Origin of the sequence: Rhodococcus sp. NPDC003318 (genome assembly GCF_042879035.1) — a bacterium.
Classification (GTDB): Bacteria; Actinomycetota; Actinomycetes; order Mycobacteriales; family Mycobacteriaceae; genus Rhodococcus_G.
This window is the reverse complement of sequence record NZ_JBIAOU010000004.1, coordinates 221,309-238,374: the sequence shown is the minus strand read 5'-3', so window position 1 is coordinate 238,374 and position 17,066 is coordinate 221,309. Positions and strand designations below refer to the sequence as shown.

Below are 17,066 nucleotides of genomic sequence, written 5' to 3'. Positions count from 1 at the left end.
ACAGCGCCGACAGAACCTGCCGACGAACCCGAAGCGGGGAAGACGCTTCGAACACACATTCGCATGTGACCGTACGTCCCGTCAACTGCGCCACAGGGGACAATTGCGGGCGGAAAAGTGTCGGACAAACGTCCATTAAGGCCGATTCGAGAATTACCCGTGACGCGAATTCTGACTCGAAAGTAAGCCTTCCGCGCAATTTCCTTCACGACGACTTCGTTCAATTCCCCAGCGAGAGCGCCCAGCCGGCTATATGCTCCACCTCGATCGTTGCGAGATTCGTTGTGTCCACATGGGCGGAATGAATGTATCTCGCGGACACCCCAAAATGTGGAGCGATCACAAAACGTGAAGTCTCGAAATTAATCGAGAGCTCGCCAGAAAAAATCGGGAAATGTACAACTAGGGGGATGCATTGTCAACCGCTGCGACCAGCCGCCCGTCGACACACAGTGTCACCATGGCGAACCTGCCCGGCCTCGCCGGCACCAGCCTCGGGGCGTCGCGTCCGATCCTGATCACCCAGGATCGGATCAACCAGTTCGCCGCCGCCACCGGAGACCACCAGTGGATCCACGTCGACCCGGTCCGGGCAGCCGCCGGCCCGTTCGGCACAACGATCGCGCACGGCTACCTCACCCTCTCGCTCGCGGTCGAGCTCTTCTTCGACCTGCTCGAGGTCACCGACTCCGCCCAGGTGATCAACTACGGACTCGACAAGGTCCGCTTCCCCGCGCCCGTGCCGGTCGGCTCCTCGGTCACCGCCGTCGCCGACATCACCTCGGTCTCGCCGTGCGCCGGTGGTCACCAGCTCGCCACGACGCTCACCTTCACCGCCACCGGCGTCGACCGGCCGGTGTGCATCGCCCAGATGATCGTGCGCTATCTGACCGGAGGCGAACTTGCTTGAGTCCACGAAACGTCGGCTCACCGCCCGGGTGGACCCCGTCGGCTGGCTCTCGTCGACCACCTCGGTTGCCCTCTGCGCCGCACGCAACCCGGGTGCCGTCACCACGGCGACCGGACGGTACGCGCGCGACCTCGCGCAGATCCCGGCCGACGCCGCGCGCGTCGCGGTCGGAACCGAGCCCGCGGTGGAATTCCCCGACGACGCCCGGTTCCGCAACCAGGCCTGGCAGGGCAACCCTGCGTACTACTCCGTGCTGCGGTCCTACCTAGCGACTCGCTCGTACGCGGACGAACTCCTCGACGCGGGCGCCAACGACGCAGTCGCCACCGCCAAGGCGCGCCAGTTCGTGGAGTTGCTGTTCGACGTGGCAGCGCCGACCAACAACCCGGTCACCAACCCCGAGGTGCTCACCCGGGCCATCACCACCGGCGGCAAGAGCCTCGTCCGCGGTGCGTCCAACCTCGTCGAAGACGTCGTCAAGCGCGGCGGCCGGCCGAAGCGGGTGCCCGACGGCGCCTTCACCGTCGGCGAGAACATGGCGACCACACCCGGAAAGGTGGTGTACCGCAACGACCTGATCGAGCTGATCCAGTACGCGCCGCAGACCGAACAGGTGCACGCCACCCCCCTGCTCGCGTGCCCACCGTGGATCAACAAGTACTACATCATGGACATCGGGCCGGGCCGAAGCTTCGTCGAGTGGGCGGTCCGGAAGGGCCACACGGTCTTCCTCATCTCCTACCGCAACCCCGACGAATCGATGAGCGGGATCACGTTCGACGACTACCTCACCAAGGGCGTCGCGACCGCGATGGACGTGATCGGCGAGATCACCGGTGCGGAAAAGGTCGACGTCGTCGGTCTGTGCCTCGGCGGCGCGATGGCGTCGATCGCGGCTGCCTACCTCGCCGGTTCGGGCGACCGGCGGCTGGGCACCATCACCCTGGCGAACACGCTGCTCGACTACGCCGAACCCGGCCAGCTGGGCCTGTTGACCGACGAGAAGTCCCGCGAGGCCCTGGACACACTGATGGCCGCCAAGGGCTACCTCGACGGCGCGAACATGTCCCTGACCTTCGACCTGCTGCGTTCGAACGACCTGATCTTCCGGTACTGGGTCACCCGCTGGATGCTGGGCGAGGAGCCGCCGGCGTTCGACCTGCTGGCCTGGAACGAGGACTCGACCCGCATGCCGGCGACGATGCACAGCACCTACCTCCGCACCCTCTACGGCGAGAACCGTTTGGCGAAGGGCACATTCGAGATCGCCGGCCGACCGATCTCCCTCGGCGACGTGACCAGCGACGTGTACGTCGTCGGCGCGGTCGACGACCACATCGTGCCGTGGACCTCGTCGTACGCGGGCGCCCGACTGTTCGGCGGCTCGGTTCGCTACGTGCTGTCCAACGGCGGGCACATCGCCGGCATCGTCAACCCGCCGGGCAAGAAGTGCCGGATCGAGGCCGCGGGCGATCCGACGTCGAAGTCCGCAGCGCTGCCGGAGGATTCGACGGTCTGGCGAGAGGCCGCGCAGCCGACCGCGGTGTCCTGGTGGGAGGACTGGGCAGTGTGGTCCGCCGCCCGGGCCGGCGACCTCCAGGCGCCGCCGACGATGGGCACCGATACCCATCCGCCACTCGGCGACGCCCCGGGGACCTACGTGTTCGGCTGACACTGGACCGTTAGCAGTGATCGTGCTAACTTGCTAACAGTCGACACGACAACAAAGGAGCCCACATGGCCACCACGACTGCCTCGCAGAACAACACCCAGTCCGCCAAGACCACTGCCACCGAGACTGTTGCCGGCGCCGTCGCCGGTGGTGTCGAGACGATCACCCAGACGTTCGACGAGAACCTCGAGCGCGCGCAGGACCTCGGTGAGCGCTTCGTCGAGGCCGCGAAGCTCAGCGGCACCGCCACCCTCGACGCCTACGAGAAGGCCGTGACCTCGACCCTCGACTTCCAGAAGTCGATCGTCGGCGCCACCCGGATCGACGCGTTCTCCGCACTCTTCGAGGCGCAGGCAACGCTCGTCCGGGGCGTCACGGCCGCCGCCACGACCGCTGCGCGAGAGGTGCTGAAGTAGCCGCAGCCCTCACGGCCGGTGTCCCATCGGGCCCGGACGGCGTTCCCCCGGGAACCCGTCCGGGCCCGAGTCGCGTCAGTCGTCCGGCTCGGCCGGTGCAGAGTCGGCACGCGAGGCCGCTCCCCCACGGCGGCGCTTCGCGATGGTCACCTCGCGGAACGTCCCGTACATCTCCTCGAGCGCGGACCGCTGCGCCTTCGTCAGATCCGGGTCGCGCCGGATCGCGGCGACCACCTCCGGCACCGACCCGCCGTCGACGCGCCGAGCTTGCGCGGTCAGGACGTCCGCGGACACGTGCAGGTGCTCGGCGATCGCCTCGAGCACCTGCTCACTGGGCGCACGCAGGTTGCGTTCGATCTGGGAAAGATAGGGATTCGAGATCCCCACCATCTCCGCGAATTTGCGCATCGGGACAGCCGCCAGCTCCCGTTGCTGCCGGATCAGCTCGCCCAGGGTCGGGGGCCGGCCGTCGTTCACCATGACGATCAGCCTAACGAACCGCCCGGACCCGGCTCAGCCGGCGATCAGGACCGCCGCACCCACCACACGGCCCTCTCTCAGATCGGTGAGGGCGCGATCGGCCTCGTCGAGGGTGTAGGCGTTCGCGGTGACGAGAAGCCGGTGCCGACCGGCGAAGTCGAGGAACTCGCGGGCGTCGGCTCGGGTGTTCGCGGTGACCGAGCGCAGGGTCCGCTCCTCGAACAGGTGCTCGCGGTAGTTGAGTCGCGGGATGTCGGTCAGGTGGATGCCGGCCACGGCGAGGGTGCCACCACGGTCCAACGCCGCGAGTGCGGGCGGGACCAGGGTGCCGACCGGCGCGAACAGGATCGCCGAGTCGAGGGGCACCGGAGGCGGATCGCTCGGCCCCTGCACCGAGGCCACCCCCAGTTCGAGGGCCAGCTTCCTGGCCCGCTCGCCCCGGGTCATCACGTGCACCTCGGCGCCACGCGCCAACGCCACCTGTGCGGCGAGGTGCGCGCTGCCGCCGAAACCGTAGATCCCCAGCCGCCCACCGTCGGGGACGGCGGCGCACTGCAGCGCGCGGTAGCCGATGATGCCGGCGCACAGCAGCGGCGCGAGCTCCTCGTCGAGGTACCCGTCGGGCAGCCGGTGCGCGAACGCCGCAGGCACCACCGTGTACTGCGCGTAACCACCGTCGACGTCCCAGCCGGTGTATCGCGAATCGGGACACAGGTTCTCGTCGCCGCGCAGGCAGTAGCGGCACACTCCGCAGGTCCCGCGCAGCCAGCCGATCCCGACCCGGTCCCCGAGCCCGAACCCGTCCCCCACGCGCTCGCCCCACCCGACGACCTCCCCGACCACCTCGTGTCCGGGGACGACGGCGTCACGGTGCACGGGCAGGTCACCCTCGGCGACGTGCAGGTCCGTCCGGCACACCCCGCACACCAGCACCCGGAGCAGCAACTCGTCCGGACCGGGTTCGGGCACCGGCATGGTGAACTGGGCGAGCGGGCGGGAGCGCATCGGCCCGGGCTCGCGCACCCGCCAGGCCGTCATCGTGCCGGGGACGTCCACCCGTCCACTGTCCCCCGATCGCCGGGCGTGCGCCAGCCCACACCCGAGGCCGGCCATCGTCCGACGGGCCGTCGGTAGAGTCGTGGCGTTTGCTGACCCCACGAACCGACGAGGATCTCGATTCAATGACGCGCTGGGCCACATTCGTCGTCTCCCGGAAATGGTGGGCACTGGCCGTTGCCGTCCTCGCCGTCGTGGTCGCCGGAGTGTGGGGACTCGGCGTGTTCGGGAAGATGAGCCAGGAGGGCTACTTCGACCCGAACAGCGAAGCCGCGCAGGTCAGTACGCTCATCAACCGCGAACTCGGCCAGCAGTCACCGGACATCGTCGCGATCTACGACGTGCCCGACGGCAAGACGGTCGCGGACATCGGGCCGCAGGTGCAGCAGACGCTCGCCGACTTCCGGAAGGCCTGGCCGACGCGGTCGGTCACCTCGTACTGGTCGGTGGATCAGGCGTCGGCCACGCAGCTGCTCTCCGAAGACGGCACGAAGGCCCTCGCCACGGTGTTCGTCGACTGGGACGCCGGTCCCCGGCTCACCGACCTCGACGCGATGGCGTCGGCGCTGAGTCCGCCGGGCATCGACGCCGAGTTCGCGGGCGGCACGCTCGTGGGCCATTCGTTCAACCAGCACCTGCAGCAGGACCTCGTGAAGGCGGAGGCGATCGCCCTGCCGATCACCCTGCTGCTGCTCGTGGTCATCTTCGGCACCGTCACCGCCGCCGCGGTCCCCGTCTTCGTCGGCATGCTGACCGTGTTCAGCGCCCTCGGCACCCTGCGTCTGCTCACCGAGATCACCGAGGTCTCCTCCTTCGCGCTGAACGTGGCGTCGCTGCTCGGCCTGGGACTGGCCATCGACTACGGACTGTTCATCGTCAGCCGTTTCCGGGAGGAGCTCGCCGCAGGCAGCGAACCGCCGGCCGCGGTACGCCGCACCGTCCTCACCGCGGGCCGGACCGTGATGTTCTCGGGACTGCTGCTCGTGTGCGCGTTCGCCGGAATGCTGGTGTTCCCGCAACCGGTGATCCGGTCCCTCGGGTTCGGCGCGATCGCCGCGGTGACGAGCGCGGCCCTGCTGTCGCTGACCGCGATTCCGGCGCTGCTCGCGATCCTCGGTCACCGGATCAACTCGCTGGCGTGGCGCCGCGGCGCGGTCGAGCGCGGAGAGGAACGGGCGTCGCGTTTCTGGAGCCGGGTGGTCACCGGGGTGATGAAGCGGCCGGTCGTGTTCACCGTGACCATCGTCGCCGGGTTGCTGGTGCTGGCGTCTCCGCTGCTGCGGGTGAGCCTCGGCGAGATCACCTACACCGCGCTTCCCGCCGACGACCCGGCACGGATCGCCACCGAAACGCTGTCCACGGAGTTCACGTCCACCGGGGACAGCGCCAGTGTGCTGCTCCGTGGTGAGGACGGCAGCCCGCCGACCACCCCGCAGCTGGCCGAGTTCACGGCGCAGGCCCGCGCGCTCGACGGGGTCGCGCAGGTGACCCTGGTCGCGACGCCGGGTGACGCGTCGGTGCTGAACGCGACGTTCGCGAACGCCGTGCCGCCGGCCGAGACCGTGCAGGCGCTGCGGGCGATCGACCCACCGGAGGGCACCGAGGTGCTGGTCGGTGGCGGCGCCGCGCTGACCGTGGACACCAACGACTCGATCGTGGCGCACCTGCCGCTGATGATCACGATCATGGTGGTCTCGACGCTGGTACTGCTGTTCCTGGCGTTCGGGTCGGTGGTGCTGCCGATCAAGGCGGTCGCGATGGCGGGCCTGAGCCTGGCCGCGACGTTCGGCATGCTCACCTGGATCTTCCAGCAGGGCCACGGCGCGGCCATGCTCGGTGTCACCCCGAATCCGCTGGAACCGACGTTCGTCGTGTTGATCCTCGCGGTCGTGTTCGGTCTGTCCACCGACTACGAGGTGTTCCTGATGTCCCGGATGGTCGAGGCGCGGGCGAACGGCGCGAGCACCGAGGAGGCCGTGCGGATCGGCACCGCACGCACCGGACGCATCGTGACGGCGGCCGCCGCGCTGCTGATCATCGTGACCGGGGCATTCACCCTGTCGGGCCTGTCGATCATGCGGTTCCTCGGTGTGGGCATGATCATCGCCCTGATCATCGACGCCACGGTCGTTCGGATGCTGCTGGTGCCGGCGCTGGTGAAACTGATGGGCGAGGCGAACTGGTGGGCGCCCGCGTGGATGCGCAGGATCCACGACAAGGTCGGCATCGGGCACTGACGGTCGGCCGGTAGGGGCTGTCGCACCTTCTTACTTTGAAGTAAGTTCGTCGGTGACAGCCCCACCCGAAGGAGCTTCGATGCCGACGTTCATCGTCACCGGCGGAACCGGATTCCTCGGTCGCCACGTCCTTCCCCTGCTGCTGGGCCGCCACCCCGACGCGGACGTCCACGTACTCGTCCGCCCGGGGTCCGTCGGCCGGCTCGAACGCCTCGCCACCGACTGGTCCGGCGGCGAGCGGATCGTTCCGCTGCCCGGCGACCTCACGGCCCCCGGCCTCGGCCTGACCGGTCCGGCACCCGCTGCCGAGCACGTACTGCACCTCGGCGCGATCTACGACCTGACGGCCGGCGACGAGCAGGCCGCCACCAACGTCGACGGCACCGCCGCGGTGATCGCCCTGACGACCCAGCTCGGCGCCACCCTGCACCACGTGTCGTCGATCGCGGTCGCGGGCGATCACCGCGGCCCCTTCACCGAGGACGACTTCGATCTCGGCCAGTCCTTCCCCACCGCGTACCACCGCACCAAGTTCGAGGCGGAGAAACTCGTGCGCGAGGCCGAGGGCCTGCGCTGGCGGGTGTACCGGCCGGCGGCGATCGTCGGCGATTCCCGCACCGGGGAGATGGACAAGATCGACGGCCCCTACTACCTCTTTCCGCTCATCGCCGAACTGCGTCGGCTCCCGGCACTGCTGCCCGTAGCGGTGCCGAAGGTCGGTGCCACCAACCTCGTTCCCGTCGACTACGTGGCGCGGGCGATCGTCGAACTGATCTCCGCGCCCGGATTCGACGGGCGGACGGCGCATCTGGTGAACCCGCGACCGCAGCCGGTCCGCGAGGTGTACGCCGCGCTGGCGGCGGCGGCGGGCGCTCCCCACCCGGTGGCGGACCTGCCCGCCGTGGTCGCCGCTCCGGTGCTGTCGGCGTCGCCGGTCCGCGACGTCGTGCTGCGCCGCCTCGGCATTCCCCCGGTCGTCGTCGACCTCCTGACGCTGCCGAGCACGTTCGACTCCACCGGCTCCCGCGCGATCCTCGACGCGCAGGGAATCGCGGTGCCGCCGTTCGGTTCCTACGCGGACGCGCTGTGGCGGTACTGGCGGGCGCACCTCGACCCGACCCGGCACCGCCGGCGTGACCCGGCGGGACCGCTCGTCGGCCGGGTCGTCCTGATCACCGGGGCGTCCTCGGGGATCGGCCGGGCCGCGGCGCGCGCGGTCGCGGCGAAGGGAGCGACCGTCGCCCTGATCGCCCGCCGCGCCGAGGAACTCGACGTGGTCGCCGGCGAGATCCGCGGTGCGGGCGGCCACGCCGCCGCCTACCCGTGCGACATCACCGACGGCGACGCGGTCGACGCCACCGTCGCCCGCGTCCTCGCCGACCACGGACACGTCGACATGCTGGTCAACAACGCCGGCCGGTCCATCCGGCGTGGGGTGTACGCGTCGACGGAGCGGTTCCACGACTACGAGCGCACGATGGCCGTCAACTACTTCGGTGCCGTTCGCCTGGTGCTCGCCCTGCTGCCGTCGATGCGCGAACGCCGGTTCGGGCACGTGGTGAACGTCAGCACCGCCGGGGTGCAGGGGCGGGTACCCCGCTACTCCGCCTACGTCGCGAGCAAGGCCGCGCTCGACGGCTTCACCGACACCGTCGCCGCCGAAACCCTCTCCGACGGAATCACGTTCACCACCATCCACATGCCCCTGGTCCGGACCCCGATGATCGCCCCGACCGGCCGCGCCAACCCAGGTCGCGCGATCAGCCCGGAGCACGCCGCGGCGATGGTGGTACGTGCCCTGGTCGAGCGACCCAAGCGCATCGACGTCCCGATCGGCACGCTCGGCGAGTACGGTCACCTCTTCGCACCGCGCATCGCGGACCGGATGCGCAGCGAGCTCTACCGGGCGTACCCCGACTCACCCGCGGCAAAAGGTGAAGTCCCGCAGCCGGACCCGAACACCGAGCAGGCACCGTCGCGCTCACCGTACCGGACCAACCGCACACTACGCGTGGGCCGGCGCCTGGCCCGGCTGGTGCCCGGCACGCACTGGTGACAGCTATCCGCCGAGTGGGGACACGGCACCGGCAACGAGCGCCCGCGCAGGCTTCGCGTCCGCACCGCAGCTGGCGGGCCGGGGCGGCAGGTCGATGCCGCCGACGGGGACGCTCCACGACCGACCGTCCCGGTGCCGGACCACCGGGCAGTCGTCCGGGCCCGTCACCGTCAGGTCCGCGGGACCGGCCGGAACACCGTCCCGCACCGCGATTTCCGCGACCTGACCGGCCGGAGTCCAGCAGCTGCGGCCACGCAGGCCGGTGCGGTACACCTCGCCCCGGGCCGCGGCCTCGACCGCACGGACCGACTCGGCGGCGCCGAGCCTGCCGTACGTGTAGCCGGTGGGCAGCAGGATCATCGAGGGCGCGAACCGGTGCCCTCCGGTGTGCGAGCACTCCCACACCGCGTCCCCGAACCGGGCGGTCAGCTCCGCTGCGACGGGGCGACCCAGCACGGCGCAGCATCGGTCACGCTTGCCGTGCGCACACACCAGCACGACCGGGTCGGTCACCGGTCGCCCGATGCCGGGCGCGGTGGCCGCCGCGGTCAGGTCGAGGGCGAGCAACTCCTGCGGGTCCGTCACCTCGAACCGCTCACACCAGGTGCCGTCCGGCGCCGACCGCGCGAACAGCACGGTACGGGTCGGCGCGGGCGTGACCCGTCCCGCGCGCCGGATCAGCAGCAGCCGAACCCCGGCGGCGTCGACGTGGGCCTGCAGGCGAGCCGACAACTCGGGACCGAACGCATCGCCGGCGAACACGTCCCGTCCCCACACACCGGTGTGTTCGAGACACAACCAGGCCGCGACCTGCGCCGCCGTCCCCGGCAGCGGTTCGTCGAGCGCGGAGATCGCGGAACAGGTCCGCGGTCCGAGCACGGTCGAATCCACGTCGGCGGTCGTCTGCGTCTGGCTCACCCGCACCATTCTGCCCGGTCGGAAACGACCGGCCCCTGCCCCCTGTCACCTCGGTCTCTTCCGTCAGGGCGCCGCGAGCTCGGGCAGCGCGTCGCTCTCGTCGGTTCCCTCGCTGCCGACGGTGAGCACGGGCTTGGCGGACGCCACCTTCGGCAGTCGTCCGGCGGCGCTCATGTGGAGGGTGAAGACATCCGACCGCGAGTAGTGCCCCACCGGGTCGGCAGCACTCTTCGCCGCCAGAATGTGGGCGTAGTCGATGTCTGCATACAGGATGCCCTCCTCGGTCGCCGGCAGCGGCTCGGCAAGCTCGCGGCCGTCGGGACCGAAGATGCGAGCGTGCCCGCCTCCCAGCGTCAACAGCTGCTTCTTCAGCTCGGTGTCGGCGAAGGCGTCATGGGCAGCCTCACCGACGAGCCCGCACGGGGCGAGTACGAAGCACTGGCTTTCGACCGCGTACAGACGCGAGGCTGCCGTGTTCACCTCAGGTCCGAGGGCGAACGCCGCCCCCTCGACGATCGAGAAGCCGGCAGGCCGATCGTGCAGACGTTTCGATCAGTACAGGATCAGGCCCCGCACGTTCTCGGCGTTGCGCATCGCCTCGTAGCCGTCGTTGACCTGGTCGAGGGTGTAGGTGCGGGTGATCATCGCGTCGAGCTCGAGCTGACCCTCCATGTACAGCCGGAGCAGGTGCGGGATGTCGAAGCGGATGTTGGCGTTGCCGAACCAGGCGCCCTTGAGCGTCTTGCGCATGGCGGTCAGGTCGAACAGGCTCAGCGAGGTGTCGGTGGCGGTGACGTCGCCGACCGAGACGTGGACGCAGGTGCCACCCTTGGCGACCAGGCTCATCGCCGGGGCGATGAGGGCGCCGTCCGCCACGGCGACGGTGATGATCACCTTGTCGGCGAGCTGACCCCAGGTCAGGTCGTGCAGCAGCGGAAGCGCCTCCTCGATGCTCGCCACGGCGTGGGTGGCGCCGAACACCTTCGCCTGCTCGCGTTTGAAGGGCGACGGGTCGACCAGCACCACGTGCCGGGCACCGGCCAGCGCCGCCCCCTGGACCGCACCACAGCCGACGCCGCCCATACCGAGGACGACCACCGTCTCGCCTGCGGAGACGCCCGCGGCATAGACGGAGGAACCCCAACCCGTCGTCACTCCGCACCCGACGAGCGCGGCCTTGTCCAGTGGAATGTCCTTCGTCAGCTTCACGCAGGACGCCTCGTTGACCACCGTCACCGGGGCGAACGTGCCCAGCAGACACTGGATTCCGGCGCCCTGACCGCGCACGTGGTGGCGGGCGGTGCCGTCGGAGATCTGGTGGCCCCCGAGCAGGTGGGCGCCGAGGTCGCAGATGCTCGACTTGCCGGTGGCGCAGGCTCTGCACCGCCCACACGCGGGAATGAACCCGAGCGCGACGTGGTCGCCGACCTCGACACTGGTGACGCCCGGGCCGATCTCGGTGACCACACCGGCGCCCTCGTGCCCGCCGATGAACGGATACAGTCCCACCGGGACGCTGCCGTCGCGCACGTGCTCGTCGGAGTGGCACATCCCCGACGCGGCCAACTCGACCTTGACCTCTCCGTACTTCGGGGCGTCGAGTTCGAGTTCCTCGATCTCCCAGGGGCGTCCGGGCTCCCACAGAACAGCTGCCTGCGATTTCATCGTGTCCTCGTTTCGGTGTCGGGAATGGTGTCGGCGTCGGTTCAGAGAACGACGGTGACGACCTTCTCTTCGGTGTTGGCTTCGATTCCGGCCCAGCCCAGTTCGCGGCCGACGCCGCTGGTCTTCATCCCGCCCCATGGCAACGCCGGGTCGATCGCGGCCCAGCCGTTGACCCAGACCGCGCCGGCGCGGACCCGGCCGGCCAGTGAGTGGGCGTGCGAGACGTCGCGCGTCCAGATGCCGGCGGCCAACCCGTAGTCGGTGTCGTTGGCGATGCGGATCGCGCCGTCGACGTCGTCGAAGGGGATCACGGTGCCGACCGGGCCGAAGATCTCCTCGCGAGCGATCCGCATGTCGTTGTGCGCGTCGGCGAAGATGGTGGGCTGCACGAAGAACCCGTCCCGGTCCGGAGCGCCGCCCCCCGCGGCGACGCGAGCGCCCTCGAACTTCCCGGCCTCGATGTAGCCGAGGACGGTGTCGCGTTGCTTGGCGTTCACCAGTGCGCCCACCGTGGTGGCCGGGTCGAACGGGTCACCGAGCACCTGGGCCGCGGCTGCCGCGGCGAGTCCGTCGACCACCTGGTCGTAGAGCGAACGGTGCACCAGCACACGGGTTCCCGCGGCACACACCTCACCCTGGTTGAAGAACAGGCCCATAGCGGTGCCGCCCACCGCGGCCTCGAGGTCGGCGTCCGCGAGGATGATCTGCGGGGACTTGCCGCCCAGTTCCAGGGTTGTGCGCTTGAACGTCTCGGCGGCGTTGCGCGCGATCAGCCGTCCGACCCGGGGGCTGCCGGTGAAACTGATCTTGTCGACACCCGGGTGCCGTACCAGCGCGTCCCCGGCCGTCGCGCCGAGTCCGGGGACGACGCTGACGACACCGTCGGGCACTCCCGCCTCCTGCAGGAGCCCGGCCAGGTGCAGGATCGACAGCGGCGCGTCCTCCGGAGGCTTGATCACCACGGTGTTCCCGGCGGCCAGTGCCGGGGCGAGCTTCCATGCCGTGATCATCAGCGGTGTGTTCCACGGGATGATCGCGCCGATCACCCCGACCGGTTCGCGCACCGTGTACGAGAGGGTGGGCTGACCGAAGTAGCCGGCCGTGGGAATGGTGGATCCGGTGATCTTGTCCGTCCATCCGGCGAAGTGCCGGAACGTGGCCGCGGCATTGGGGCCCACCCAATTCCGCGCCGTGGAGGCGAAATTGGGGGGCCGATGTGATGTACGACATAGATGATTGCGGTAGACGGTGCCGGATTCATGTCTGCTGACGCACGGTTGCTTGGTCGCACGTGCACAGCATCGCGGCGACTATGCGGTGGTGCCTCCGTCCACGGTCAGGATCGCCCCGTTGACGAACGAAGCCGAATCGGAGAACAACCAGGCCACGAGTTCGGCCACCTCCCCGGGGCTGCCGTACCTACCGAGCGGGATCTGTGAGATCAGCTGATCGCGGATGGCGGTGGAGTCCTCCGGGCTCCACTGTTCCTCGAGACTGTCGATCATTCTGGTGGCGATCTGGCCCGGTGCGACTGCATTCACGCGGACACCTCGTCCACCGGCTTCCAGCGCCGCGCTGCGCGTCAGTCCGACGACAGCGTGCTTGCTCGCGACATACGGAGACAGTCGCGGAACGCCCCTGATCCCCGCCTGGCTCGCGGTGTTGACGATTGCCCCATGGCCCTGCGCGTACAGCACCGGAAGCACCGCCCGCATGCCGAGATACACACTTCCCACATTGACGTCGAGTACCCGCTGCACGTGAGCAGGTTCGGTGTCTTCGACGAGTTCGGCCCGGCCCTCGATCCCCGCGTTGTTGTGCAGGTGGTCGATCCGACCGAAGTGATCGAGTGTCGCTCGGACGTAGGTGTCGACGCCCACCGGGGTGGACACGTCGGCGCAAATGGGAAGGCACTGCTCACCGACCTCGGCGGCAAGCGAATTCAGCGCTTCCTGGTTGAGGTCGACGGCGGCAACGCGCGCACCGTCCGCAACGAGGCGGCGGACCGTCGCTGCCCCGATCCCGCCGCTCGCACCCGTGACGATCGCGACTTTCGGCTCTACTGACAAATCTTCCACTTCCCTTGTTGTCGATCACCGACCGGATCTAGTGCAGCGTGTAGCCGCCGTCGACGAGATGGAGTTGCCCGGTGATGTACGCAGCCTCGTCGGAGACGAGCTGCGTGACTGCGGTGGCCACGTCCTGCGGTGTGGCCGTCCGCCCGAGTGGGTGCTGCGCGGCCATCGCTTCCCACTGACGGTCGTCGTCGATCTTCTCCGCCGTGAACCCGACCCGGGAGAAGGAGGGACCGACTGCATTGACGCGGATCCCCGAGGGACCGTATTCGAGTGCGGCCGCACGGGTCAGCCCGAGCACGGCGTGTTTCGACGCGACGTACGCGCTGATGTTGGCCATTGCAACAGTGCTCATGATCGATGCGATGTTGACGATCGCTCCTCCGGCGGGCGCTGCGCCGGACGTCATGGCGCGAAGCTGCGACTGCAGGCAGTAGAAGACACTGTTGAGATTCACGTCGACGACCTGGCGCCACGCCTCGAGCGGATAGTCCGCCAGCAGCGACATCTCTCCACCGATTCCCGCGTTGTTCACGCAGATATGCAGTCCACCATAGGCTTTCACCGTGCCGAAAACCGCGTCGTCGACTGCGTCCGGATCGGTGAGATCGACCCCGAACACCGTCGCGGTTCCGCCGTCCTCCTCGATGATCCGAGCTGTCTCCTCGGCTGCGGACCGATCCCGGTCCAGCAACGCCACCTGCGCGCCGCCGGCCGCAAGTCGGGCACTGATGGCGCGACCGAACCCTCCCCCGGCTCCGGTCACGAGTGCGGTCTTGCCCGAGAACCTGTCTGCGGCGGTCACCCGACGCTCCCTTCGTTGTCGTTGGTGTCACGGTTCGCCCAGGTCCGCTCGAAGCTCCCCGAGCTGATTTCGAGGATGTTGCCGAAGGGGTCCTCGCAGTAGACGACGTCGCGCGAGGGGAACAGGGTCCAGACCTTGCTGGTCTTCCTGCCTCCGTGTTCGCAGATTCGGTGCACGAGCTCGGCCACGTTCGGCCACGTGAAGCAGAGGTGGAAGGGTCCGGTCCGCCAGTACTCGGCCTTCGTCGTGACGGTGGCCGGCTCGACAAACTCGAAGAGCTCGAACCCCACTCCCTCGGACGTGGCCAGGAACGCGACACGCACACCGCCCCAGGACGACCCGAAGATGTCCTGGAGCACTTCCCCGAAGGGCTTGTCGTCTGCATGGACCTCGAGTGGTCCGCCGACGACCTCGAGATGGAGGACGTCTCGGTACCAGGCGACTGCCCGATCGAGATCGGGAACGGTGATGCCGACGTGATTGAACGTCGGTGAGATGGGAAGGGGCATGTGAGACCTCGTCTCGTGGGCTGGCGAGATGCTGTGGTCGGTCACTGGAGTTCGGTGGAGCCGTAGGTGTAATCGACGAGCTGCGTGTTGTGAACTGCGCCGTTGTCGCGGGCCATGTAGTAGTGCAGTCTGGCGTCACCGATGACGGCCAGCTGCCCGTCCTCGGTGTAGCCGCCGATGGGACCGTCGAACATCGCCAGCATGATGCAACCGGTCTCGGTTGCGAACGGCTGGTGAACGGTGCCTGCGGTTTCGACCGTGAACGTGTCGGGTAGGCCGGCATCGGGCACGATCTCACCGTTCACGGTCGCGGTACCGTCGCCGTAGTAGAAGCCCCCCTCCAGGATGTAGACCTGGAGATTTCCGATGTGCCAGTGCGAGGTGGCCTGGATGTTCGGGTCGACCTGCAACAGAAGGGTGAATGCCCCGGTCGCCAGGTTGCAGTAGAGCAACTTGTAGCGGGTACCGGGCATCAGCCAGTCGGTCCAGTCCGTTTCGTCCATTGCGTAGAAGTCGCGACGGTCGCCCTTGGGTGTGTTGCCCGGGCTGGTCATCCAGAAGAGCGGGTTGCGCGAGGTCTGCTCGGCGAGGGTCATGGGTGTCTCCTTCGACGGGACGGGGTGATGAGGGGAGCCACTGGCCGACGGGCATCATGTGGCTTGCATCACTATTCCGGCCTGCGTCGAGGGACACCAGGTCGCATCTTCCGCCGATCATTAAGGTTCCGTTATCGACTCAGCGTGTGGACGCACGACGTAGAATTCGGGGCATCATGGATCTGCATCCACGCATGTTGCGCTACTTTCTGGCAGTCGCAGAGGAACTGCACTTCACCCGGGCGGCTGATCGACTCTTCGTGACCGGTCCTGCTCTGAGCCAACAGATTCGGCAACTCGAGCATCAGCTGGGATTCGCCGTGTTCACGCGAACGTCCCGATCCGTGGCACTGACGGAGCGCGGGCGCGACATGGTGCCGCTCGCTCGGGCAGTGGTCGAGGCGAGTGAGAAGCTCGACGCGTGGGCCGCACGCGCGAAATCGGGTTCGTCGAGGATTCGATTGGGGTTCATGGCGTCTGGCGCGGGCACGCTGACACAGCAGGTTCTCGAGTCCGTCGAACGTCAGCGGCCGGAGATGGAGGTGGAGCTCGTGCACCTCGAATGGGGCGACCAGACGCGGGCCCTGCTCGACGGCCGCGTCGACGTCTCGTTCGTCCGCGAGCCTGCGAACACCGAACGACTCCGGTGTCGACCGATTCTCAGCGAGCCGCGTATGGTGCTGGTGCCCGCTCGTCATCGGCTCGCGGAGCGGGTCTCCGGCGTGACGTTCGACGAGATCGCAGACGAGAGGTTCCTCCCCAGTGCCACAGGCGATCCGGAGTGGATCGACTACTGGCTGGTCAATCCTCGCCCCGACGGGAGCCGGGCACGCACGGGCCCGGCCATTTCCACAGTGGAGGAGATGCTCGAGCAGTGCGCAGCCGGCCACGGTGTTGCGATCACCGCATCCGCGGTCGCACAGTTCTACTCCCACCCCGGTGTGCGGTTCCTACCCGTGACCGATCTGCCACCGAACCGGGTTCTCATGTGCTCACGGAAGGACGACACCAACGAATCGGTCGCCGCGTTCGAGGACGTCGTGATCGGACTCGTCACCTCGGATCCGCAGCGCTAGGCAGCACGCCTGGAAGCCTCAGGGACGAGCGATCACCCGACTGTCCCCACGGAATTCGGCGATCGCCGCACCCGACCCGTCGGTGACTGTGACGTCGTAGAGGCCACTGCGGCCGAACCGGGACCGTTCGACCGCCGTCGCGGTGAGGACCGCGCCGAGCCTGGTGGAACGCAGGAACCGGATGTCGGCTCGTGCGGCGACGGCGGGTTGGTCGTAGCTGTTGCACGCCAGCGCGAAGGCGGTGTCCGCCAGCAGGAAGACGTATCCGCCGTGGGTGATGCCGTGTCCGTTGACCATCGCCCCGCTCACGGTCATCGTCGCGACGGCCCGGCCTTCGCCCAGCTCGCACACCTCGATGCCCAGCGAGCGGGACGCGGTGTCGGCGGCGAACATGTCACGGGCGGTGCGGAATTGCTCCTGGTCGACTGTGGTCATCTCATGCTCCTGACGTGGTGGGACACGCGAGGGGGCGGGGGGGGCCCCCCCCCCCCCCCCCCCCCCCCCCCGCGGGGGGGGGGGGGGGGGCCCCCCCCCCCGGGGGGGGGCCCCGGTGACCCCCACCCGGGGGGCGATGGGGGAGGGGGGGGAGCGGGGC

General features: G+C 68.9%; 16 protein-coding genes and 1 pseudogene. 6 read left to right on the top strand and 11 right to left on the bottom strand.

The features are described 5' to 3' along the window. The first annotated feature begins 460 nt into the window (after window positions 1–460). The 3 genes from ACFYVR_RS10565 (at window position 461) to ACFYVR_RS10555 (ending at window position 2,998) form a co-directional block, all read left to right on the top strand. Window positions 461–910 carry a MaoC family dehydratase gene (locus tag ACFYVR_RS10565; protein WP_387472492.1) on the top strand — a complete coding sequence of 150 codons (450 nt, stop codon included), beginning with the start codon at window positions 461–463 and terminating at the stop codon, window positions 908–910. Then, complete coding sequence (locus tag ACFYVR_RS10560) at window positions 903–2,582, top strand: PHA/PHB synthase family protein (RefSeq protein WP_387472490.1); 1,680 nt, start codon at window positions 903–905, stop codon at window positions 2,580–2,582. The genes ACFYVR_RS10565 and ACFYVR_RS10560 overlap by 8 nt, the downstream gene beginning before the upstream one ends. A 65-nt stretch (window positions 2,583–2,647) precedes the next feature. After that, window positions 2,648–2,998, top strand: coding sequence for a hypothetical protein (locus ACFYVR_RS10555; protein WP_387472488.1), 351 nt, complete (start codon window positions 2,648–2,650; stop codon window positions 2,996–2,998). 75 nt (window positions 2,999–3,073) lie between these two features. Here ACFYVR_RS10555 and ACFYVR_RS10550 read toward each other — a convergent pair whose 3' ends face one another. Further along, the gene (locus tag ACFYVR_RS10550; protein WP_387472486.1) at window positions 3,074–3,478 is read right to left on the bottom strand and encodes a helix-turn-helix domain-containing protein; all 405 of its coding nucleotides are present in this window, start codon (window positions 3,476–3,478) and stop codon (window positions 3,074–3,076) included. A 33-nt stretch (window positions 3,479–3,511) separates the two neighbouring features. Continuing rightward, window positions 3,512–4,516 carry a zinc-binding alcohol dehydrogenase family protein gene (locus ACFYVR_RS10545; RefSeq protein WP_387472709.1) on the bottom strand — a complete coding sequence of 335 codons (1,005 nt, stop codon included), beginning with the start codon at window positions 4,514–4,516 and terminating at the stop codon, window positions 3,512–3,514. Between the two features lie 143 nt (window positions 4,517–4,659). Between ACFYVR_RS10545 and ACFYVR_RS10540 the strand changes: the two genes are divergently transcribed. Beyond that, the gene (locus ACFYVR_RS10540) at window positions 4,660–6,771 is read left to right on the top strand and encodes an MMPL family transporter (RefSeq protein WP_387472484.1); all 2,112 of its coding nucleotides are present in this window, start codon (window positions 4,660–4,662) and stop codon (window positions 6,769–6,771) included. Window positions 6,772–6,850: 79 nt separating this feature from the next. Continuing rightward, the gene (locus ACFYVR_RS10535) at window positions 6,851–8,827 is read left to right on the top strand and encodes an SDR family oxidoreductase (RefSeq protein ID WP_387472482.1); all 1,977 of its coding nucleotides are present in this window, start codon (window positions 6,851–6,853) and stop codon (window positions 8,825–8,827) included. Window positions 8,828–8,830: 3 nt separating this feature from the next. Here the strand turns inward: ACFYVR_RS10535 and ACFYVR_RS10530 are convergent, their stop codons facing one another. From ACFYVR_RS10530 to ACFYVR_RS10495, 8 genes and pseudogenes are all read right to left on the bottom strand, one after another. Then, window positions 8,831–9,745 (bottom strand): sucrase ferredoxin, encoded by a 915-nt coding sequence (locus ACFYVR_RS10530; RefSeq protein ID WP_387472480.1) that lies wholly within the window; start codon window positions 9,743–9,745, stop codon window positions 8,831–8,833. A gap of 63 nt (window positions 9,746–9,808) precedes the next feature. Further along, complete coding sequence (locus ACFYVR_RS10525; RefSeq protein WP_387472478.1) at window positions 9,809–10,225, bottom strand: nitrilase-related carbon-nitrogen hydrolase; 417 nt, start codon at window positions 10,223–10,225, stop codon at window positions 9,809–9,811. A gap of 72 nt (window positions 10,226–10,297) precedes the next feature. After that, the gene (locus tag ACFYVR_RS10520; RefSeq protein WP_387472476.1) at window positions 10,298–11,410 is read right to left on the bottom strand and encodes an NDMA-dependent alcohol dehydrogenase; all 1,113 of its coding nucleotides are present in this window, start codon (window positions 11,408–11,410) and stop codon (window positions 10,298–10,300) included. A 41-nt stretch (window positions 11,411–11,451) separates the two neighbouring features. Next, window positions 11,452–12,582, bottom strand: a pseudogene (locus ACFYVR_RS10515) (aldehyde dehydrogenase family protein); the annotation flags it as partial. Between the two features lie 138 nt (window positions 12,583–12,720). Then, window positions 12,721–13,479, bottom strand: coding sequence for an SDR family NAD(P)-dependent oxidoreductase (locus ACFYVR_RS10510; RefSeq protein ID WP_387472474.1), 759 nt, complete (start codon window positions 13,477–13,479; stop codon window positions 12,721–12,723). Between the two features lie 37 nt (window positions 13,480–13,516). After that, window positions 13,517–14,290, bottom strand: a complete 774-nt coding sequence (locus ACFYVR_RS10505) for an SDR family NAD(P)-dependent oxidoreductase (protein ID WP_387472472.1) — start codon at window positions 14,288–14,290, stop codon at window positions 13,517–13,519. Then, complete coding sequence (locus ACFYVR_RS10500) at window positions 14,287–14,799, bottom strand: VOC family protein (RefSeq protein WP_387472470.1); 513 nt, start codon at window positions 14,797–14,799, stop codon at window positions 14,287–14,289. The genes ACFYVR_RS10505 and ACFYVR_RS10500 overlap by 4 nt, the downstream gene beginning before the upstream one ends. Before the next feature lie 41 nt (window positions 14,800–14,840). Then, entirely contained in the window at window positions 14,841–15,395 is a 555-nt protein-coding gene (locus tag ACFYVR_RS10495; RefSeq protein ID WP_387472468.1) for a cupin domain-containing protein, read from the bottom strand. A gap of 176 nt (window positions 15,396–15,571) precedes the next feature. Here ACFYVR_RS10495 and ACFYVR_RS10490 point away from each other — a divergent pair, with 176 nt between their 5' ends. Then, a complete protein-coding gene (locus tag ACFYVR_RS10490; protein ID WP_387472466.1) occupies window positions 15,572–16,471 on the top strand; it encodes a LysR family transcriptional regulator in 900 nt (299 codons plus the stop codon). A gap of 18 nt (window positions 16,472–16,489) precedes the next feature. Here ACFYVR_RS10490 and paaI read toward each other — a convergent pair whose 3' ends face one another. Continuing rightward, window positions 16,490–16,906: a hydroxyphenylacetyl-CoA thioesterase PaaI gene (paaI, locus tag ACFYVR_RS10485; protein WP_387472464.1), complete on the bottom strand. Its 417-nt coding sequence runs from the start codon at window positions 16,904–16,906 to the stop codon at window positions 16,490–16,492. Window positions 16,907–17,066 lie beyond the last annotated feature (160 nt).